This window comes from Pseudomonas sp. BP11-1-1 (genome assembly GCF_052112105.1).
GTDB lineage: Bacteria > Pseudomonadota > Gammaproteobacteria > Pseudomonadales > Pseudomonadaceae > Aquipseudomonas > Aquipseudomonas alvandae.
Map to the genome: position 1 here is coordinate 1 of NZ_JAUTYU010000012.1, position 17,971 is coordinate 17,971.

The following is a 17,971-nucleotide window of genomic DNA, read 5'->3' on the forward strand; positions in this document are numbered from 1 at the left end:
CCGCCCCACCGCCCCACCGCCGTCAGCGAGCGCCAGTGCCTGACCGGTTCGTGTCGTGAGCGTACGGGCAGCCACTTGATGCCGAGGCGCAGCTCCAGCCGCCAGGCCTCGCCTTCGCGCAGCACCCGAAACTCCCGTGCCGCCCCGGTCTCGACCAGCGCCTGTAAGGTGTCCTGCTCAATGGCTCTTTTCATGTATTACCCCTGCATCCGCAGCCAACCAGTACCTAGGGTTTTGGTATAGCGCAGCAGGGGAAGTTGGCGGCCAGTCCTGCTAAGGCTGCCACCACGACCGGGTCAGATGTAGGGCCTGATTTAACAGATGCTCCTATTACGCGAACCCGACGACGCGGCGAATCCGGCCCAACGAGCCAAGCCACGGTATTGGCCTACACTTGCTCGTGGTTGCTTCCGGAGAGCGTCATGAATCCGCAATTGCAGGCACAAGTCTTGAAGATAATGGGAGCACCGCAGGGTAAACCGTTGGATACGTTTATTCGAGAAGGGGTACCGCTCGTAGCCCTTGAGAATCTGGCGCAACGCGGTGTCAGCGCCATTGCGGTCGGCGTGCTCACATCTCGGACGTTGCGCCGCCGACGCGTCAAACGGGAACAGCTTTCGCGCGCGGAAGGGGATCGTCTATACCGAGTGAGCGTTATCCTCCTCCGGACGGAGCAAGTGTTTGGTCACCCCGACAAGGCGCGCTGCTGGCTCAGCACGGCTCACCGCTTCTTGAGTGGCATGACCGCGTGGGAGGCTGTGGCAACGACGCCCGGCTATTCCGATGTGCTCGACAATTTAGAGCGCATCCACCAGGGATTTTTTGCTTGATGGACGGGCCGTTGTTTGAGCATCAAGAATGCGAGCAGAGAGAGTGTGCGTATGAGCCATGTCCAAGCTGTCATCCTTGATGCGTTCGGTACCATTATAAGGATCGAGAACTCGCGCCATCCATTTCGCCAGCTTCTCAAGCTCGGTATCGCGCAAGGTCGGCGTCCGAGGCCGGATGATGCATCGGCGCTCATGAGCCATCCTTGGAGCCTTGCGCAAGCTGCTGATCACTTCGGCATTGATGTGCCACCGACTGAGCTTGCGCGTATCGAATCCGAGCTTGATGCGGAGCTGGCCGGTATCCAACCCTTCAGAGACGCGTTGTCATGCATTGAGGCATTGCAGGCGCGAGGCCTGAAAGTGGCGGTCTGTTCAAATTTGGCCCGACCCTATGGCGCGGCTGTTAAGCGCATCTTTCCTGGCTTGGAGAGCTACGGCTTCAGCTATGAGATAGGGACGCTTAAGCCAGATCGGCGTATCTACGATGCAGTGCTGACTGAGTTAGCTGTAGACGCCTGCAAGGTCTGGATGATCGGGGATTCCCAGCGCTGTGATCGAGAGGGGCCAATAGCCCTCGGAATCAAAGGGCATTATCTAAATCGAACGAGGGAAGGATCGCCATCTGACTTTCACGATTTGATGGCCTTCAAGGATGCCGTGCTAAGTAGCGAGTAGATCATAGCCATGTATTCAGATGGAAATGTACACCTGCTAATCAACACCTGCTCCTCTAAGTAGCGGCAGGTCGCCGTACATCATCCGGCCATCCGCTAATGAGTGTCCGGCCCAATCGCCTCCCCCGGCTCCCCTCAAGTCCAGATCCAGAAGCGTGGCTGAGTCGTTGTAATGCTGCAGGCCAGTGCCGTCTTTACTGACTGTGGCAATGAAGAGCCAGGAATTTATGGCTCGCTCTCGGTGTGCGTACGCAAATAGATACGCTGCAATTGGCGATTCATAGGGCAAGACGATCCAGACCCGGTAAAGCCGGTTCTTAACCGCCATCGCAGTTTTCAGAATCTCTTCAGCAGCGTGCCATTCCTTGATGGAAGAATCCCCCACGCGGGGAATGATGGCGATCGGTGAAGTTTTGTCGTTGATCAGGATGAATTGACGAAGTGACAGGAAGCTTTTGACCAATACGAATTCGCCGCTTGGGCTACCGAAGAAGGCTGTACCCGTGCGTTGCACGAGTTCGACAGTGGCTCGTTGGTGCTGAGCTACATAGGAACGTGCTTTTGATTTTGCGGCGAGCTGCGCCTGACCACCCTTAGCTGCATTTTCCTCGACCACCAGGCGAAGGTTTTTGAGCGTGATGCTGTTAGACAGAACGTCAGTGAGCAGGTGCTGAGCTTCCGCAGGAGAAAACTGGTGTAGACGTTCCAGCAACTCCACGTGCGCATAGCCACACTTGACACCGTCGGCGGCTAGCCCGGCGCCAGCCAAGCGATCCAAAAACGCCCCCGCCTTCAGCATGCGCTTCAGTACTTTTTCGTCATAACCCGAGTCTTCGGCCTCATGCCGCAGGAAACGATAGACGCCGCCCTCACCTTCAAAGCTATCGATTTTGGGGTGCAAGGCTTGGTACAGCCCGTACCAATGATGGAGCGCTTTTCGAGCCATTCGACAGCCTGTAAGTTAAGAATGTTTAAGGCTAACGCTTTTGGTGTGCTTCAACAAATGGTTGACGTCCAGGTGGCTCAGGATTATACGTACAGAATCTATTTGATGAACCGTACCAAATGAAACGAGATTCAAGCAGCCCTATCGCAGCACGTGACGTCTCCCGGCGAACGAATCGAGGGCGGAAGGCCTACGTCATGCAGTCCGTCAAAACAGGTATGGAAATCCGACTCGAATCTGCCGGCGAGCTGGCGATTGCAAAGCTGCTGGATCTTGATCCACGAAGTCACGATCTCACTGCCCAGGGGCAAACATTCGATTTGCACAGTGGCGAGATTTACGCGGCCCTACCGGACTCGAAAGCTGTCGATAGTCGTTACTACACCTACGACCTCAGCAACCGGGTGGGTGATATTCGGTACATCTACGAGGTAAAGCCCCAGCGTTTTTGTCAGCGCCATGAGGCGCTATTCAATGCGATTGACACCTTCTGCCGATTCCAGGGTATGCGCTTCGTGGTGCTCACCCGAGAGGAGTTCGGTGATCTGTTGCTAAAGAACATTGAGGTGCTTCACCAGTTTCATCGTCAGGCAAGCAGCTACCTAGCCAAGCTAGCCGAAGCCGTGGACGCGTTGTCGATCAAGCAGGGACATGTCCGTCAAGTGCTCAAGTCGTTAGAGCCTATGAATCACTACCTGATTGCCGCCCTCCTCAATGGCGTTCTCAAAGTCGACCTGTCTTCCAGCTCGATCCTCTCGATGGACTTTTACGTCGTGCCGGCTCATGGCGAGCTGTCGATGCTTCAGGTGTTGAGATATGCGTAATCCTATCCATGAGGGCACAGTCGTTCAGGTCTCCGGCGATCCTTTCCTCATCAAGTCAATGCGGGTTGATCTGCGTGACATCGTATTGCAGGGAAAGGGCGGCGTTGAACGAACGCTGGATTTCCAGGATTTTTATAATCAGATGTCCTCAGGCTCTATCAGAATCTCGGGGCATTCCGTGGAGCGGGCTAAGAAGAATTGGACTCCTTCGGAGTATGCCGAAGCGCTGTATCGCAAGGCCTTAGTCAGTTTGGTGGAATCCGACCAGTACCTAAGGTCTGATGAGGATCAGAAACAGCAGTCGGTGACCCGCCTTGGTGAGCAGCACGGCAAGTCCGTGCCGTCCGCGAAATCGATCAAGGCCTATCAACGTCAATATGCCAAGTCCGGCCTTGAAGGGTTGATCCCCCACTTCAGCGGTCGGGGCGGTCGTGGTTGGTCGGACAAAAGCCGGCCCAAGGCTCTGGCTGAAAAGATCCTCCTTGAAACCTTTGCCAAGGACGACAAGCTCAACGTCGCCGCCATGACGGTGATCATTAACGACGCGCTGAAAGACGAACACGACGCCCAGGGGCGCCCCCTTACGCTCAGCGCCAAGACCATCTCCCGCATGATCCAGGACATGCCACGTGACATGGTACTCAGCGGTCGGATGGATCCGCGTACCTATCGCCTTTTGTCACGCCAGGCGGTGAATGCCTTCCATGTCGAATACGCTTTCGAGCTGATGCAAGTCGACGCCAAAACGATCGATCTATACGCTTCGGATCAGTTCGGGCGGCACTACACCCAGATCACGCTTTACGCGATGGTATGTACTCGCACTGGATTTCCGGTAGCCATCTACGTGACTGGCGGCGCCCCCAGCGAGTACACGTTGCTCAAGCTCTTCGAGTTTTTCTTCTCGCCCAAAGATGCAGCCTTCAAAGAGCGATTCGATCTGACCACAGATTGGCCTGCACCCTGTGGACTCGGCAAAGTATTGCTCGATAACGCTTCGGAAAACGCAGCCGGAGTTTCGCTCGAAATCGTCCGTGATCTAGGGATCGACATTCACTATGCGCGTGCCTATCGCGGTGACGACAAGCCCCATGTTGAATCGCTCTTCAAAGCTTTGGATGAATATGTCTTCAAACGTCTACCGGGTGCCAAATACAGCTCCCAGGCCGGTGTGAGTGACCGCCACGAGCGCGCCAGTCGTGAAGCCTGTTACTCCGTTGAGGACATCTATCGCGCACTGATGAAATTCATTGGGGATGTGTACATCCATCAACCTAGAGAAAAGCTGGGCTTTCGATACCAGCGGCCTATGAGCATTAAGCAGGCAATGGATGAAGAGCTAAGGCGATTCATGCCACCTCCGCCGCCTTCGCTGGAGCGGGTCGAACGTTTGATCCTGCAGAAGAACCGGGATGTACGTAGAGTCCAGCACTACGGTATCGACTTCGAAAACTTCCAATACCACAGCTATGCCTTCGCTGCCTTGGCCAAGCAATACGCGCTGACTGAAGTCACCATCCTCTTCAATCCTGGCGATTGCACGGCCATCTATGCGGTAAATCCGCGTACTGATGAGTTGATCAAGCTCGACTGCAAAATGCTCGGCGTCCCGGCAGTTTCCTTTGAGGTAATCAAGCTCCTCCGCAAGACATATGGGCGTCCTATTGATGGCATGCAAGCACATGACTATCAGCGTGTGTATGCGCAACTCCTTCAGAAATGGTCTGCGGACAGTCGCAAGAAGGGCAAGGCTAGAGTCAAGGACAACAACAAGGCAGCTCGCGATCAGGAGCGCGAAAAACACTATGCTCAGGTCGAAGAGCAGCTGCAGAAGGCGCTTCCAGTGGTGCCCGTGCCCACGGTGCTCACGTCGACCGACGACGATTATTTTGAGCCCGCCCCGCGCGAGGATTTAAGCCATGAGTAGCATCGCGGGCCAGTTGATCAACCATGAGCGATTCGTGTCCGTTCGCACGGCTCTTCAGCATGCGCTGGAGCGTGCCCGTCAGGGAGATCCGCAAATCCTGCCAATCATTGGCCCGACCCGAGTTGGTAAGTCCAAATTGATCTCGCGCTTTGCTGACGGACTGCAGCTTTCGGGTACTGATACGAAGTCGAGAAAGGTGATTTTCATCATGACGCCGAAGCATCTCACAGGCCGCGCAGTGGTCGATGCCTGCTTGGCGGGGATCGGGATGCGTGCTGAGCTCTACAGCAATCATGTCATGGCGATGCAGGCCTTCATCCGGGCGGCAAACAAGCATCAGACTGAGCTGATCATTTTCGATGAGACTCAACACATGCTGGAACGCGGTACATCGACACGGCAGCGCGATGCCGCCGATCTTCTCAAAGGAATTTTCGATCAGACCACCGCGAGCATGGTGTTGGCAGGCTTGCCAACATTGATGGGCCTTTTCCAACACAATGAACAACTCGCAGATCGGTCACGTGGTGCTGTGGAGTTTTATCCATACTTCTGGGAAGGCGAGGACTACCGGCATTTCCGTAGCGCGTTGGCGGGGGCTTTAGGCTTCTTTGCCGACATTGGCTGGCACATCCCATCTGCCAGTGATGGAGACTTCGCCCGTCGTATGTATGTTGCCACTGCTGGTCGTTACGGGTTGATAAACAAGATCCTGATCGAGGTACAGACCCTAGGGGCCCACAAGTGCGTCGCGCATTACCCCGAATTTGCTGCCGCTTACCGATCGGCTATCCAGCGTCGACTCATCACGTTTAACCCCTTCGATCAGACCCAAATGATTCAGACTGAGCATATGGCGTTGGTCTACACCCAGGTCATGCAGGAAGCGGGGGTCACACTATGAGCGACGACCTACTGTCTTTTAGGCCCAGCCCTCATGCCGACGAGAGCTTCAATGGCTACCTGATGCGGCTGGCCGAGGAAAACTTCCTAGGTTCGTCGACACGACTACTTCAGCAGGTGGGCATTCGCTTCAAAGCTCGCTACAGCGAGACAGAGGTTAAGTTGCTGGGTGAGACTTATGGCTTTGAGCAGTCTGCAGTGGCGGCTTTGGCGGCTTTCAAAAGTGTTCGGGGCAGATTAAGCAATGCGCGGTTTCTGCGCAGTGCTCAGGTTCCAGTATGCCCGCATTGCCTACGTGAGCAAGGTTACATCCGTCAGGCTTGGCATCACGTGTTGGTGACGGCCTGCCCGGTACACCGGGTCTTACTCCTCTCACAGTGTCCGGATTGCGATGCACCGATCACCCCAGGGCGCGGGGGTTATCAGAGTTGCTACTGTGGTTGTGAGTTTGCGGACGTCGAGGTGCCGCCTGCTGATGCCGCCAGCTTATTCGTGGCGGACTTGCTGCACGGGCACGCCGACGCCAGGCTAACCGGCTTTGCTGATCTACCTGACGATATCGAATCCTTCCTATTATTCTTGGCCAACCTTGATCTTGTGGTACCTCATCGGAAAAACGCGCCGATTGATTGGGCTAGGGCGTTGGATATCAATCGCACTGCCTATGCTTTTGCCGAAGATTTGCCTGGGCGCTTTCGCGCCTTCGTGTTAGACCGGGTTCACGCAGCGAACGCCCTGGAAAGCAGCCGCTTTATCGCTAACCTGGGGCGTTGGTACTTCGAGCTCAATCGCACCTTTGCTGCTGAAGCCTACCGCCCCGTCCGTGAGGTCGCTTATCGGGTGCTCTTGGAACACGCGCAGGCGCCCATCAACCGTAAGATGAAGCAGATGGGGGCCGACCTGCTGGGCCTGAAATCGACTTACACAGCGGCGGAAGCCGCGCGGGAATTGGGGAGCTCCGCGGATCGTATTGTAGCCCTTGTGAAAAGTGGGCAACTGCAGGGAGTGATCCTGCAGGGCGGCGCGAATGAGTACTGCCTTGTGGCCCGCGCCGACGTGGCCGCGCATAAGCAAGCCGCTGCCGGCTTCGTATCCGCCAAAGACCTGTTGAAGATTCTCGGGATCGGTAGGCGCGTACGTGACCGGTTGCTAGAGGTAGGGTTGCTCACCGCAATCCCTGCCGGTCAACGGCCCCTGTTTGCCAAGGGTGATTTTCGTAGTGCCGAGGCGGAAGCCCTATTGGCCCAGTTGAACCTCGGCGCACAGCGTCGCCATGGCGATACGCTGATCATGCTCGATGACATCAGTGGCAAGCGGTTTTCTAATGCACAAGCCGGTGAGTTACTACGCAAGATCTTCGCCGGAGCGCTCAAACCGATTGTGCGCCTGCCAGGGGTACATGGGCTTAAAGCTTACTGTTTCGATGAAGATGCCGTTATGGCAGCAGTAAAAACGGGGTCGGGCTCGGTCGAACTGACGATCACTGAGCTGACCAAACTCACCCGCTGGAAACATGAAACTATTAAGTCCTGGATCGAGCAGGGCTTCCTGCCGGCGCGGCGTGAGCCGGGCGGTAAACACCGGGTGTTCGTAGCCTTGGCTGACCTGATTACCTTCCTCTCCACCTACGTAGTTGCAGGTGATACGGCGGAACGGCTGGGTAGCAAAACCTTATGGTTGATGAAGCCTCTGCAGACGGCGGGCGTGTTTGCCCGAGGAGCGCACGAAACCTCTTCGGGTAACCAGCGAGGCGTGCTGTTCTCTGTGGATGCGCTGGTCAATGTCGCCTCAATGCGGGCGTCCACCTGGACAAGACCTACGCGGATTGCTGCGCGACAACCCTCTCGCATCTTGGATCTGAGGGACGTCGCCGATGGTTTTTGTGGCGAAGCAGAGAGCGGCGAAAACTCTTCTGATGAAACTGCTGGTGACAAGTTTGGGGTGTGTGCATGAATGATCTGCAGTCTGTTCTCGATTTGCTGCAGGGCCCAGGTGAGCCGATGCCTGGCTGCGCGCTGACTGTGGACGAAGCTCATATCTGGAGATAGCGATGCGTATTCATTTGCTGTCCGATCTGCATCTTGAGTTTGAGCCGTTTACCTCCGCGCCAGTCGACGCGGATGTCGTGATCTTGGCCGGCGATATCGATGTGAAAGCCCGTGGGATCGCCTGGGCGAGAGCTACGTTCGATTGCCCAGTGCTGTATGTCTTAGGAAACCATGAGTATTACAGCGGGCACCTGCAACGAACGCTGGAAAAGATGCGCGCGGCTAGCGATGACAATGTTCGTGTCCTTGACCGAGATACCGTGGAAATAGGAGGCGTTAGGTTTCTGGGCGCTACGATGTGGACGGATTTTGCTGCCACGGGTAATGCTCCATTGGCGGCACTAAGTGCTCAGAATTCTATGAACGACTTCCGCCAGATCCGTACGGATAACTTTCGCCGCATTCGGCCCGCTGACTTGATTGATGAGTCAATTCGCACGAGGGATTGGTTGAGGAGTGAGCTTGCAAAATCCTTCGCTGGCCCAACCGTCGTCATCACCCACCATGCGCCAACGCTGCGCTCATTGCTGGAAAATCCTCACGCTGGCACTCACCTAGACGCCGCCTACGCAAACCGATGGGAAGACCTCATGGGCAGTGATCGGGTAGCGTTGTGGGTTCATGGGCACTCGCACGTGGCTGTTGATTACGAAGTAGACGGTACTCGTGTCGTTTGCAATCCCAGAGGCTATCCCGGCGAAGATACGGGATTCGACGAAGGTTTGGTGCTCACGGTGGAAGAGAGATCATCTCATGAGTGCGACTAACCTGGAGGCTAGCGACCGGTTAAAGGACGCCATTGCTTATCGCTTCAACGAACCAGTCACGGCCTATCTTACGGACGCTGTGCTGGTGGCCGGCTGTTGTGTGGGAGTCACTCATCGACACAGAAAGGCCGATTGTTTTGGCCGTTTTGCTGATGGCCATCGGATTCGAACCTCTGATGTCAAAAATGCGGAGCAGCGAGGCCCCTTCTGGGTACTACATACTGAAAGTGGCAGCTTCTATGTCTTGGCTTCGTTCGATCCTGAGCGTGGTAAGCAATCCCTTCAGGAGTTTTTACAATTGCTTCACGCGGGTATCCATCCTACGGCCCAGTACGTTCAGTAGCTTCCGAAAAATCAGGTGAAATCGCCTGAAATTGATGCGTATTCTGTGCTCATAATCTCAGCACGTGCACAGGGCGAAGGTGACGTGAGCTTCGTGCCGCGAGGCAGCCGAACGCCTAAAATTATTGGCTGGGGCAGCCGTTCCCCTAAGACTAAAAGGTGGCCTTGGTAATATGGATGATCGTGATTTGCTTAAGCAATTACGAGCTGAAAATGCCCGCTTGGTCGCTTTGTTAGAGTCCCATGGCATTGACTGGCGATTGAATGACGAGCCCTCGCAGGTTGAGTCGGCGAGCCCACGTCCATTGCTAAGCTCAAGTCTCGACACGGACGCCAAACTGGCGCTGTTCAAGCGATTGTTTCGGGGGAGGGTCGATGTTTACCCCGTGCGTTGGGTAAGTAAGGCCGGTAAATCGGGCTATTCGCCCGCTTGCGCCAATGAATGGCGACCTGGCGTGTGCGAGAAGCCACGGATCAAGTGCGGGGAGTGTTCTTACCGCCAGCTCCTGCCGCTGACAGATCAGGTGCTCTATAAGCATCTGGCCGGCGAGATTGTCATCGGCGTCTACCCGTTGCTTCCAGATGACACCTGCTACTTCCTTGCGGTGGATTTTGATGAGGCTGATTGGCGCGAGGATGTCACTGCTTTCGCCCAGTCATGTCGTGAGTTGGACGTGCCTGTGGCGGTAGAAATATCACGCTCGGGCAACGGTGCGCATGCCTGGATTTTCTTCGAGCGCAATGTCCCTGCTTATGAGGCTCGCCTGCTCGGCTCCGCGATCATCAGCCACACCTGCGAGCGTACACGGCAACTGACCCTGGGATCGTATGACCGGCTGTTTCCTAATCAGGACAGCATGCCCAAAGGGGGCTTCGGCAACTTGATTGCCCTTCCCTTACAAAAGCGGGCACGCACGGATGGCGGCAGCGTTTTCGTCGATGAGAGGCTGGTGCCCTATCCTGACCAGTGGGGGTTTCTAGATAGTATTCAACTAATGCCCGCGCACGACATTGCGTCGGCAACACAGCGGGCATCAGGAGGCCGTCATCCATTGGATGTCACCGCAATGATGGATGACGATGAGCTGAAACCCTGGCATCGAACACCGGCAAAGACTCATAAATTGGCGTGTGCGCTGCCTGCCTCCGTGAGCGTGACTCTGGCCAACCAAATCTATTTCAACAAGTCCGAGCTGCCGCAGCCATTGGTCAACAAACTTATCCGATTGGCTGCGTTTCAGAACCCAGAGTTCTACAAGGCACAGGCTATGCGCATGTCGGTATGGAATACGGCGCGGATCATCGGCTGTGCTGAAAACTTTCCTCAGCATATCGCCTTGCCCCGTGGCTGCCTGGACGACGTGCGGATGTTGTTGCATGACAATGGGATTGAGCTGGTGCTGTGCGACGAACGTTTCACAGGAAAGTCCATTGATGTTTGCTTTGGGGGCACGTTACGCCCGGATCAGGAGATTGCTCTCGAAGGCGTGCTGGAGCACGACACTGGCATCCTCTGTGCACCAACCGCTTTTGGTAAAACAGTCACAGCTGCGGCACTGATTGCCCAGCGTGGAGTGAATACGCTGGTGTTGGTGCATCGGACAGAGTTGCTTCAGCAGTGGACGGAGCGTTTGCAGGCTTTTCTAGGTGTCGACAAGATGACTGTCGGCAGCATAGGCGGTAGTAAGGCTAAGCCCACTGGCATCATCGATGTCGCCGTGATGCAGTCTTTGTCGCGGCAGGGCGAAGTCAGCGAGCAGGTGAAAGACTACGGGCAAATCATCGTGGATGAATGCCACCACGTTTCAGCTTTTTCGTTCGAGGCCCTCCTCAAGGCCGCTGGGGCCAAGTATGTGTTGGGGCTGACCGCTACGCCCATACGTCGTGATGGGCAGCAGCCAATCATTTTCATGCAGTGCGGGCCAATCAGGCACACAGCGAGCAGGCCTGAGAGTTCTCCAGCTGATCTGGCCGTGACGCCGCAGTGGCTTTCTCGTCCGATACTCATGCCTGAAGGGACAAGCATCCAAGATGTCTTCTTGCAGGTGTGCAGCGACACGGAGCGAACAGCCAAGATCGCTGCCGAGGTTGGAGACTCTTTTGACAAAGGACGGAAGATCCTGGTGTTGACTGAGCGAACGGATCACCTCAACACCATTCAGGAGCAGTTGGCAGGTCGGGTCGAGAATCTGTTCACGCTGCATGGGCGGTTGTCCAAGAAGCAACGTACCGCGCTAATCGGCGAGCTGGAAGCACTACCACCCGATGCTCCACGGGTGATCCTGGCAACCGGGAAACTAGTCGGAGAGGGGTTCGACCACCCGGCACTGGATACTTTGGTACTGGCCATGCCGGTTTCCTGGAAGGGCACTCTCCAGCAGTATGCGGGCCGCCTGCATCGGGAGCATGCGAGTAAGGCAGATGTACGCATCATCGACTTCATCGATGCCGGACATCCCGCTTTGCTCCGCATGTGGAGCAAGCGCCAAGCGGGTTACAGGGCGATGGGGTACCGATTGGCTGATTCATCGAGCTCAATGGAGCTGCTGTTGAAAAGCTGAGGAGTACCCGGAAAAGGGATTGATGCCCTCATGACAGATGCTGCACGAAATGATCAGGTCATACCTCAAGCTGTTGGAAGATAGCGCTTGGAGGATAATCAAGCCGGGAGATGTGGCACGCTGTGACCTGACGGAGTGGAAATCATGCCCAGCTTTTTAGGAAGAATTATGGGACGGCCATAATTATAGGGATGCATAATTTCGAGCTGATCGTTGGCCCCTTGAGCCCAGAGTCAGGTTCAGACCGGGTGGTACGTGAAAATATCTAGCCCCCAGCCTCTGCTTGGCCGTGAGAGTGATGGCAATTAGGAATTACTATGTGTTAGCCTCAAGTCGCTCATGGCATAGGCCCTGAGGTGCATCACAAGCTGTCAAGCCCCAAGGCGGTTCCGGAGGAATAACATCCTACGATTACCAGCAATGCGGCCAGCAGCCCACGGAGACTTATCTTCATAGATACTCCAAGTGTGACGCTGACATTATATGTCGATCCTAGCAATCGCGGTGAGGCCGGGTAACCGGTTAGATGGTGTGAAGAACATTTGGGTTTATCCGACCGAGCGGCTGAAGGATTGCCGCCATCCTATGCTCGGTCGGTTGGCTCGATACAGGGAGGTAATATGTCAAATGCCTGGTATAAATCCCGAAGATATTTACACTTTGATCGCCCTGTAAATGAAGATGCGGCATTAAAAGTCGTCTCCGATCAGAGAGCAGTCGCACGTCACTCCTTCTACCCCCTGATTCGTTATGTTGCGGAATCTCAAAAAGTACATTTTGATAAAGCGGCAGGGCGGGTGGTAAAGAAAGACCCTAAGAAACGCCAGATTTCGTATGCGGCGCACCTTGATAGTCATATATACTCATATTATTGTGAGGTGCTTAGCGACCTATATGAGCGTTATCTAAGTACAACAGAATGGTCTGCGTCGGTTTTGGCTTTCAGAACTTTGGGTAAGAGTAATATTGAGTTTGCCTATGAAGCGTTTATGGATATCGCTTCAAGGACAGAGTGCTGTGTAGTAGGTATTGATATTAAAGGCTTCTTCGATAACTTGAGTCACACACACCTCAAGTCAAGCTGGCAGAAGCTCATTGATAGGCCCAGTCTTCCTGATGATCATTTCGCTGTCTATAAGTCATTAACTAGATTCTCTTTCGTTGATAGGGAAGAAGTCTACAGCGCGCTGGGTATCTCCAAAAACAACCCCAAAAATGGGCGTCAGCGAATCTGCGAGCCCCATCAGTTTAGGTCAGCGATCCGTGGCGCTGGCCTCGTCGAGACCAATTCGATTGGGAAAGGAATCCCGCAAGGATCACCGATTAGCGCTCTGTTATCAAATATCTACATGATGGATTTTGATGAAAAACTCTATTCCTACGTAGAAAATCATGGCGGCTCTTATTTTCGATATTGCGATGATATTTTGTTAATAGTTCCACTGGCTAAGGAAGCTGAGGCCATCCAGTTCGTTGATGACGAGGTCGCAGCGATCAAGCTTGAAGTACAAAAAACAAAAACGGAGGTCTGCCGATTCAAAAAAACAGCGAAGGGATTCAGATCAGACCGAGCACTGCAATACCTGGATTTTATATTCGATGGTGAAAATATTTATCTAAGATCATCTTCGCTTGCCCGGTATCAAGAACGTGTAAATCGTGGCTTATCGATTGCAACCCTGAGTATGCAGAAAGTAAACACGGCAAGGATTGCTAGAGGGCAACTGCCTAGATCAATTTTTCTTAGAAAGCTGCATAGCCGATATTCATACCTGGGTCGACGAAACTTTATTTCATATGGTTACAGAGCCGCCAGGATTATGAACTCCAAATCTATTCGGAAGCAGCTTAAGCCGTTGTGGGGCCGATTGAGAAAAAAGATCGAGGACATTGCGTGAGCTCTGAACTTCCAAAGGTATCAGTGGGACGGGCCAATTTGCCCCAGATACTGCTTTGATCCTGATCGCAGATGCGTTACTATTGCCAAATTGGCAATTTCTTTTTCCTCTTCATTTTTTCTGCTTTCTTATGACCACGCAGTCTAGGCAATTAACTCTGTCCGAGAATGGTTTTATGGCACCTAACTTTGGCTGAGTCGGACATTTTACTTCGACTGAAGTCTCGTATACGCCAGGTTTGCTGCTCTGCCAAATACCAGTATCTTTGCCCACCTACACGGTTGTAGGATCCCAGAAAAGCTGGTGTATTTCCCAATATGCTGCTTTGCGCCAGGAACAGGCCAACCCGCGCGGGTTGGCCTTTTTGTTGGCGCGCTGGAGCAATCCTCGTCGCGGATGCACTCCTCATCCGGTTGTGGGTTCCCGATTGTGAGTTCTCATTCTGGGGTGCGACGAAATTTTCTGTAGGTGGTGGTGCCACACCGCCTGTGCGCATTTAATAGAGGTCCACCTAAAATAAATGGACGCTTCAAAATGCGTAATACGATCGCCGCATTTTCAATCAACACTATCTCAAGCATATTGGCCGGCCTCGTGCTTCACTGGATCACCCTTCCGTCCGTCGACGATGTCATTCAACCTGCGACCAAAATGTCTCTATCTGTCACCGAGACTTTAGCTGCGAGATGAAAAGGTGCCGAAAAGGCTGCTTGATTACCTGCTGGCGGGCCAAGGCTCGCCTTCACGCATGCGAGCCAGAGCTAGCAGAGCCATCGCCGATCAAAAGGAATGTGACGTTGCGATCGCTCGATAGAAATCCAGAGGTACAGGCCGCAGGGCTAAGAGTAACGAGCCAGTTCAATTGGTACATACGTCGATTAGAGTGTCGATCTATCGGCGGCGCATCGGCTGGTTAAGAAGAGCAGGCAATGGGGTTTTTTGGATCGCGCATTGAAACAGATAGAAGTAAATGAAACCTGCCAGGAACATGAAGGCTGACAAGGTGGCCATTTCTGCATCCAACGATTTGGATAATAGGTACTGCTTTAGTGTGATTGAACCTAGAACAAGGCCTGCGCAATACATCGCTCCGGTAAATTGATTTGCCAGAAAGCTAAGAATTCCGCTGAAAGTATTATTAGCACTCAGAAGTACCGCTTTGAGTATCGTCCAACCAAGCACGGGTAAGAAAAATTTAATCATAAACAGGAGCATCGTCGTCGAGGCTAATAATTGCAATGGCCCTTCTGCCCACCCCTTGACAGTGCCGTCGGTTTCAATACCGGTATAAAGAATCACGTTGAGTATAAATGCAAACGCGCAACAAATTATCAGACGAAAAGCCTCGCGCTTCAGAGGAGGCATCATAATCATATCTTGAGTCTTTTTGCTTATGTAACGCTTTATGGCATCGTTCATCGGCTCATACACCCTTGCAAATGGAAGGTTAGATTCAGCTTAAAATCTGACGGAATTGAATATGGATAAGTCATATTTGCCATCTCGCTACCCGAGCAAATTTTTGCCGGCCCTCATTCACTATGAAGAATAACGCTTTTATTATTTTTAGATCGAAGTGATAAAAGGGCGACGTATAAGACGAGATCCAACGTTGACGCCATTCTCATAGCGTAAAAGCGTGTCCTTTACCTCTGAGGCCAGCTTGAAAAAAAGCCATATCTAACAAGCGTCCTTTTGGGTAGGCAAGTCGTAAGTTCTTGGTTTCGATGGTTGGAAGGTCGAATTTCTCCGTCTTGACCAGTTCCATCAACGACGTGAGTGAGCGACCACTGACTTCGGTGAGGCCGCGGTGCGGGTAGAATGACCGTATACCAAGTTTGTAGTAGCGGTCGAGTGCAGGGAACTCACCCCAGACGCCTAGTAAAATTTTACTGATCAAGGTGTCGGTCCAAGACACGTTTCCAGGCATGTCGTGAAAGATCTGAACCACCTCGTCCAGTAGAGCCTGATTGTGCTCAAGGTTGGGTGCTCCCGGTATGAAGTCCTTAGCGCTAAGGTCAAATAGCTCAGGACCCCGGCCTTGGAAAAGACGCATTACCAGTTCCTTCATCAGGTCGAGATTGCTGTTGCGCAGCAGCTCCGAGCGGCCTCGAAACATTCCCCAATTGGCCAGATAGAATCCCACGTGCAATGCGGTAGTGTCGAGGTTGGTCGAATCGGTCAGCGAACTCCAAGGACGCTCCTTACCCCATATATATTCATAGAGAAACTCCCAAGCCATCAGGCGTGGAAAGGGATTATTATCCTTATCAATCTCTAGCGCAGAATAATAGCTCTCAATGTAAAGGCGTGGGTTGAATTCCGGCTCTGATATTTTTTGCATATCCATTTCCTTCCGTGGATTCGTCGATAATGTTGTAAACGCCTTCGGCCCTTGATTAGGTAGTGCCTAGATATAGCTATCCAAGCACTCGTGAGCGCTAATCCACGGGTTTGGCAGGAACGCTTATGGTTTGTTTGATTGAAACCAAGCCGTTAGATAGTTTGCACCGATAGCACCGACAATGGCCGGGAACATAATGGTCCAGAGGGCAAGATGCTTTTGGGCGTTCGATGCTATTTCTCCGGTCAATTTGCCTTGCACCTGCAAAGCTTCAAAGAGAGATACGAAATCAGTCATGATCCCTACCATCAGTGTTGCGTGTATGACCAAGGCAAGTCCAGCTATCAATGTCCAAATGCGCCACGGCTGCATGCCTTTCACTGCACCCAGGATTATAAATGCTGGTGCCACGCCCAGTACGATACCAAGCATGTTCGGTAGACTTTCCACACATACCCCATATATGTCAGATCGATTGTCGCCTAGTACATACCCGACGATTCACTCAAATATATCTTGTCATTAATCAATACCTGTATGCAACAACAGCGTGTATATATATTCAGGATGGCGCATTGATTCTGGAGCAGGTAGATGCATCATTCCATTCCATATTGATAATGTCATCCACGTCGCCCCGGCAATCATGGCTGCATTTGCTTGTTCCACGTGGAACCCATCATTTTGGAAGCGAGAATTTTCGCTTTCGCCAATCCTTTCAAATTGCTGGTTAAGGATATGCATCCGGTTCACGCTGCCCCAACGAAAAAGGCCAACGCTCGTGCGTTGGCCTTCCTCTATTTACTTATCTCGTCCTGCTGCCCCACGAAGCTTATTGTGGGAATCCGCGGCGAAGGAGCTTGCTCCCAATGGGCTGCGTAGCGGCCCCGCTTTTCTCGCGAACGCTTCGCACTGTAGCGCCAGCCAGCTAAAGCCGGACGAAACTCCTCGCCACGGATATACCGAGCTATTCCCTAACTCGCGACAGACGCCTCACTCCCCGCCGCCACACTCTCCAATCGATACCCATAGCCATAGATCGTCAGCAACTGCCAACCCCGATCCGCCGTCAGCCCGAGCTTGTTGCGCAGGCGATAGATATGGGTGTCGAGCGGACGGGACGAGGTCATTTCCTCGTGGGTCCAGAAGCGCTCATAAAAATATTCACGCGACAGCGGCCGGCCCAGGTTGGCGAACAAGCAGCGGGCCAGGCGGTACTCCCGCTCGGTGAGGCTGATGGGAATGCCGGCACGGGTGACGGTCAGTTCGGCATCGTCGAATTCCAGGTCATTGAACACCAGCACCTCGCTGGCCGGAGTGCGTTGCAAGTTGTGGCGGCGCAGCACGGCGGTGACCCGGGCCTTGAGTTCGTTGGGGCGGAACGGTTTGCTGACGTAATCGTCCGCACCGGCGTTGAGGGCCTGGACGATGTCGTGCTCGCCGTCGCGGCTGGTGAGCATGATGGCGGCTGGCGGCGAGTCCATGTGCTCGCGCGTCCAGCGCAGCAAGGCAAGTCCGCTGATATCAGGCAACTGCCAATCGAGGATCAACAGGTCGAAGGTTTCACGCCGCAGTTGGCGCAGCAGGTCTTCGGTGCGTTCGAAACTGTGCAGGGTCCAGGCTTGTTCGCCCCTGCCGGGGATTTGCTGCAGTGTCTGTTCCACCCGGCGCAGCTCGGCCGGTTCGTCATCCAGTATGGCGATACGCATGACGCGATTCCTTGAACTCGAAAAATAACGGACATCTTCCAGGCGGACATGAACGCCCAACCCGATAGCTGAATCGTCCATCCTCCCATCGCTGGCTGAGACAATACCGGCTCGCAACGCGCAGGGAAAGGCAGCCGCACGCCGTCCATCGAGTCCGTTATAGTCTCGGTCCTCGGGCTTGCCTTCCAAGACCGAGTG

Annotated in this window: 17 protein-coding genes; 10 read left to right on the plus strand and 7 right to left on the minus strand. The window is 53.8% G+C overall.

The genetic code is table 11. From position 1 onward, the window contains the following. Nucleotides 1–194 (minus strand): hypothetical protein (locus Q7C33_RS20690; RefSeq protein ID WP_407684070.1); only part of this gene is annotated, 194 nt, incomplete at its 3' end. A gap of 228 nt (nucleotides 195–422) precedes the next feature. On the opposite strand from Q7C33_RS20690, the gene Q7C33_RS20695 reads away from it, so the two are divergent. Together Q7C33_RS20695 and Q7C33_RS20700 are read left to right on the plus strand one after the other, a co-directional pair. Further along, entirely contained in the window at nucleotides 423–830 is a 408-nt protein-coding gene (locus Q7C33_RS20695; protein ID WP_407684071.1) for an antitoxin Xre/MbcA/ParS toxin-binding domain-containing protein, read from the plus strand. 51 nt (nucleotides 831–881) lie between these two features. Further along, complete coding sequence (locus Q7C33_RS20700) at nucleotides 882–1,505, plus strand: HAD family hydrolase (protein ID WP_407684072.1); 624 nt, start codon at nucleotides 882–884, stop codon at nucleotides 1,503–1,505. A 36-nt stretch (nucleotides 1,506–1,541) separates the two neighbouring features. Here the strand turns inward: Q7C33_RS20700 and Q7C33_RS20705 are convergent, their stop codons facing one another. Next, nucleotides 1,542–2,450 (minus strand): hypothetical protein, encoded by a 909-nt coding sequence (locus Q7C33_RS20705; RefSeq protein ID WP_407684073.1) that lies wholly within the window; start codon nucleotides 2,448–2,450, stop codon nucleotides 1,542–1,544. A gap of 197 nt (nucleotides 2,451–2,647) precedes the next feature. Between Q7C33_RS20705 and Q7C33_RS20710 the strand changes: the two genes are divergently transcribed. The 8 genes from Q7C33_RS20710 to drt2 all read left to right on the plus strand — a co-directional run bounded on the left by Q7C33_RS20710 (nucleotide 2,648) and on the right by drt2 (nucleotide 13,720). After that, the gene (locus Q7C33_RS20710) at nucleotides 2,648–3,274 is read left to right on the plus strand and encodes a hypothetical protein (protein ID WP_407684074.1); all 627 of its coding nucleotides are present in this window, start codon (nucleotides 2,648–2,650) and stop codon (nucleotides 3,272–3,274) included. Beyond that, on the plus strand, nucleotides 3,267–5,201 hold the full coding sequence (locus Q7C33_RS20715) for a Mu transposase C-terminal domain-containing protein (RefSeq protein ID WP_407684075.1): 1,935 nt from the start codon (nucleotides 3,267–3,269) through the stop codon (nucleotides 5,199–5,201). Before Q7C33_RS20710 ends, Q7C33_RS20715 begins: the two co-directional genes overlap by 8 nt. Further along, nucleotides 5,194–6,105, plus strand: coding sequence for a TniB family NTP-binding protein (locus Q7C33_RS20720; protein WP_407684076.1), 912 nt, complete (start codon nucleotides 5,194–5,196; stop codon nucleotides 6,103–6,105). Before Q7C33_RS20715 ends, Q7C33_RS20720 begins: the two co-directional genes overlap by 8 nt. Further along, nucleotides 6,102–8,057, plus strand: coding sequence for a TniQ family protein (locus tag Q7C33_RS20725; protein ID WP_407684077.1), 1,956 nt, complete (start codon nucleotides 6,102–6,104; stop codon nucleotides 8,055–8,057). The genes Q7C33_RS20720 and Q7C33_RS20725 overlap by 4 nt, the downstream gene beginning before the upstream one ends. 97 nt (nucleotides 8,058–8,154) lie before the next feature. Beyond that, nucleotides 8,155–8,919, plus strand: coding sequence for a metallophosphoesterase family protein (locus tag Q7C33_RS20730; protein ID WP_407684078.1), 765 nt, complete (start codon nucleotides 8,155–8,157; stop codon nucleotides 8,917–8,919). After that, nucleotides 8,906–9,262, plus strand: a complete 357-nt coding sequence (locus tag Q7C33_RS20735; protein WP_407684079.1) for a hypothetical protein — start codon at nucleotides 8,906–8,908, stop codon at nucleotides 9,260–9,262. The genes Q7C33_RS20730 and Q7C33_RS20735 overlap by 14 nt, the downstream gene beginning before the upstream one ends. A gap of 172 nt (nucleotides 9,263–9,434) precedes the next feature. Then, nucleotides 9,435–11,822, plus strand: coding sequence for a TOTE conflict system archaeo-eukaryotic primase domain-containing protein (locus Q7C33_RS20740; RefSeq protein WP_407684080.1), 2,388 nt, complete (start codon nucleotides 9,435–9,437; stop codon nucleotides 11,820–11,822). A gap of 620 nt (nucleotides 11,823–12,442) precedes the next feature. Then, complete coding sequence (drt2, locus tag Q7C33_RS20745) at nucleotides 12,443–13,720, plus strand: antiviral reverse transcriptase Drt2 (RefSeq protein ID WP_407684081.1); 1,278 nt, start codon at nucleotides 12,443–12,445, stop codon at nucleotides 13,718–13,720. Between the two features lie 891 nt (nucleotides 13,721–14,611). On the opposite strand, the gene Q7C33_RS20750 is transcribed toward drt2, so the two are convergent. The 5 genes from Q7C33_RS20750 to Q7C33_RS20770 all read right to left on the minus strand — a co-directional run bounded on the left by Q7C33_RS20750 (nucleotide 14,612) and on the right by Q7C33_RS20770 (nucleotide 17,773). Next, complete coding sequence (locus Q7C33_RS20750) at nucleotides 14,612–15,139, minus strand: hypothetical protein (RefSeq protein WP_217860719.1); 528 nt, start codon at nucleotides 15,137–15,139, stop codon at nucleotides 14,612–14,614. Nucleotides 15,140–15,344: 205 nt separating this feature from the next. Further along, on the minus strand, nucleotides 15,345–16,064 hold the full coding sequence (locus Q7C33_RS20755) for a hypothetical protein (RefSeq protein ID WP_198796227.1): 720 nt from the start codon (nucleotides 16,062–16,064) through the stop codon (nucleotides 15,345–15,347). A 123-nt stretch (nucleotides 16,065–16,187) separates the two neighbouring features. Continuing rightward, a complete protein-coding gene (locus Q7C33_RS20760) occupies nucleotides 16,188–16,496 on the minus strand; it encodes a hypothetical protein (RefSeq protein ID WP_198796138.1) in 309 nt (102 codons plus the stop codon). Nucleotides 16,497–16,586: 90 nt separating this feature from the next. Further along, nucleotides 16,587–16,808 carry a hypothetical protein gene (locus tag Q7C33_RS20765; RefSeq protein WP_198796137.1) on the minus strand — a complete coding sequence of 74 codons (222 nt, stop codon included), beginning with the start codon at nucleotides 16,806–16,808 and terminating at the stop codon, nucleotides 16,587–16,589. Nucleotides 16,809–17,038: 230 nt separating this feature from the next. Continuing rightward, on the minus strand, nucleotides 17,039–17,773 hold the full coding sequence (locus Q7C33_RS20770) for a response regulator transcription factor (RefSeq protein ID WP_030139019.1): 735 nt from the start codon (nucleotides 17,771–17,773) through the stop codon (nucleotides 17,039–17,041). Between the last annotated feature and the right edge of the window lie 198 nt (nucleotides 17,774–17,971).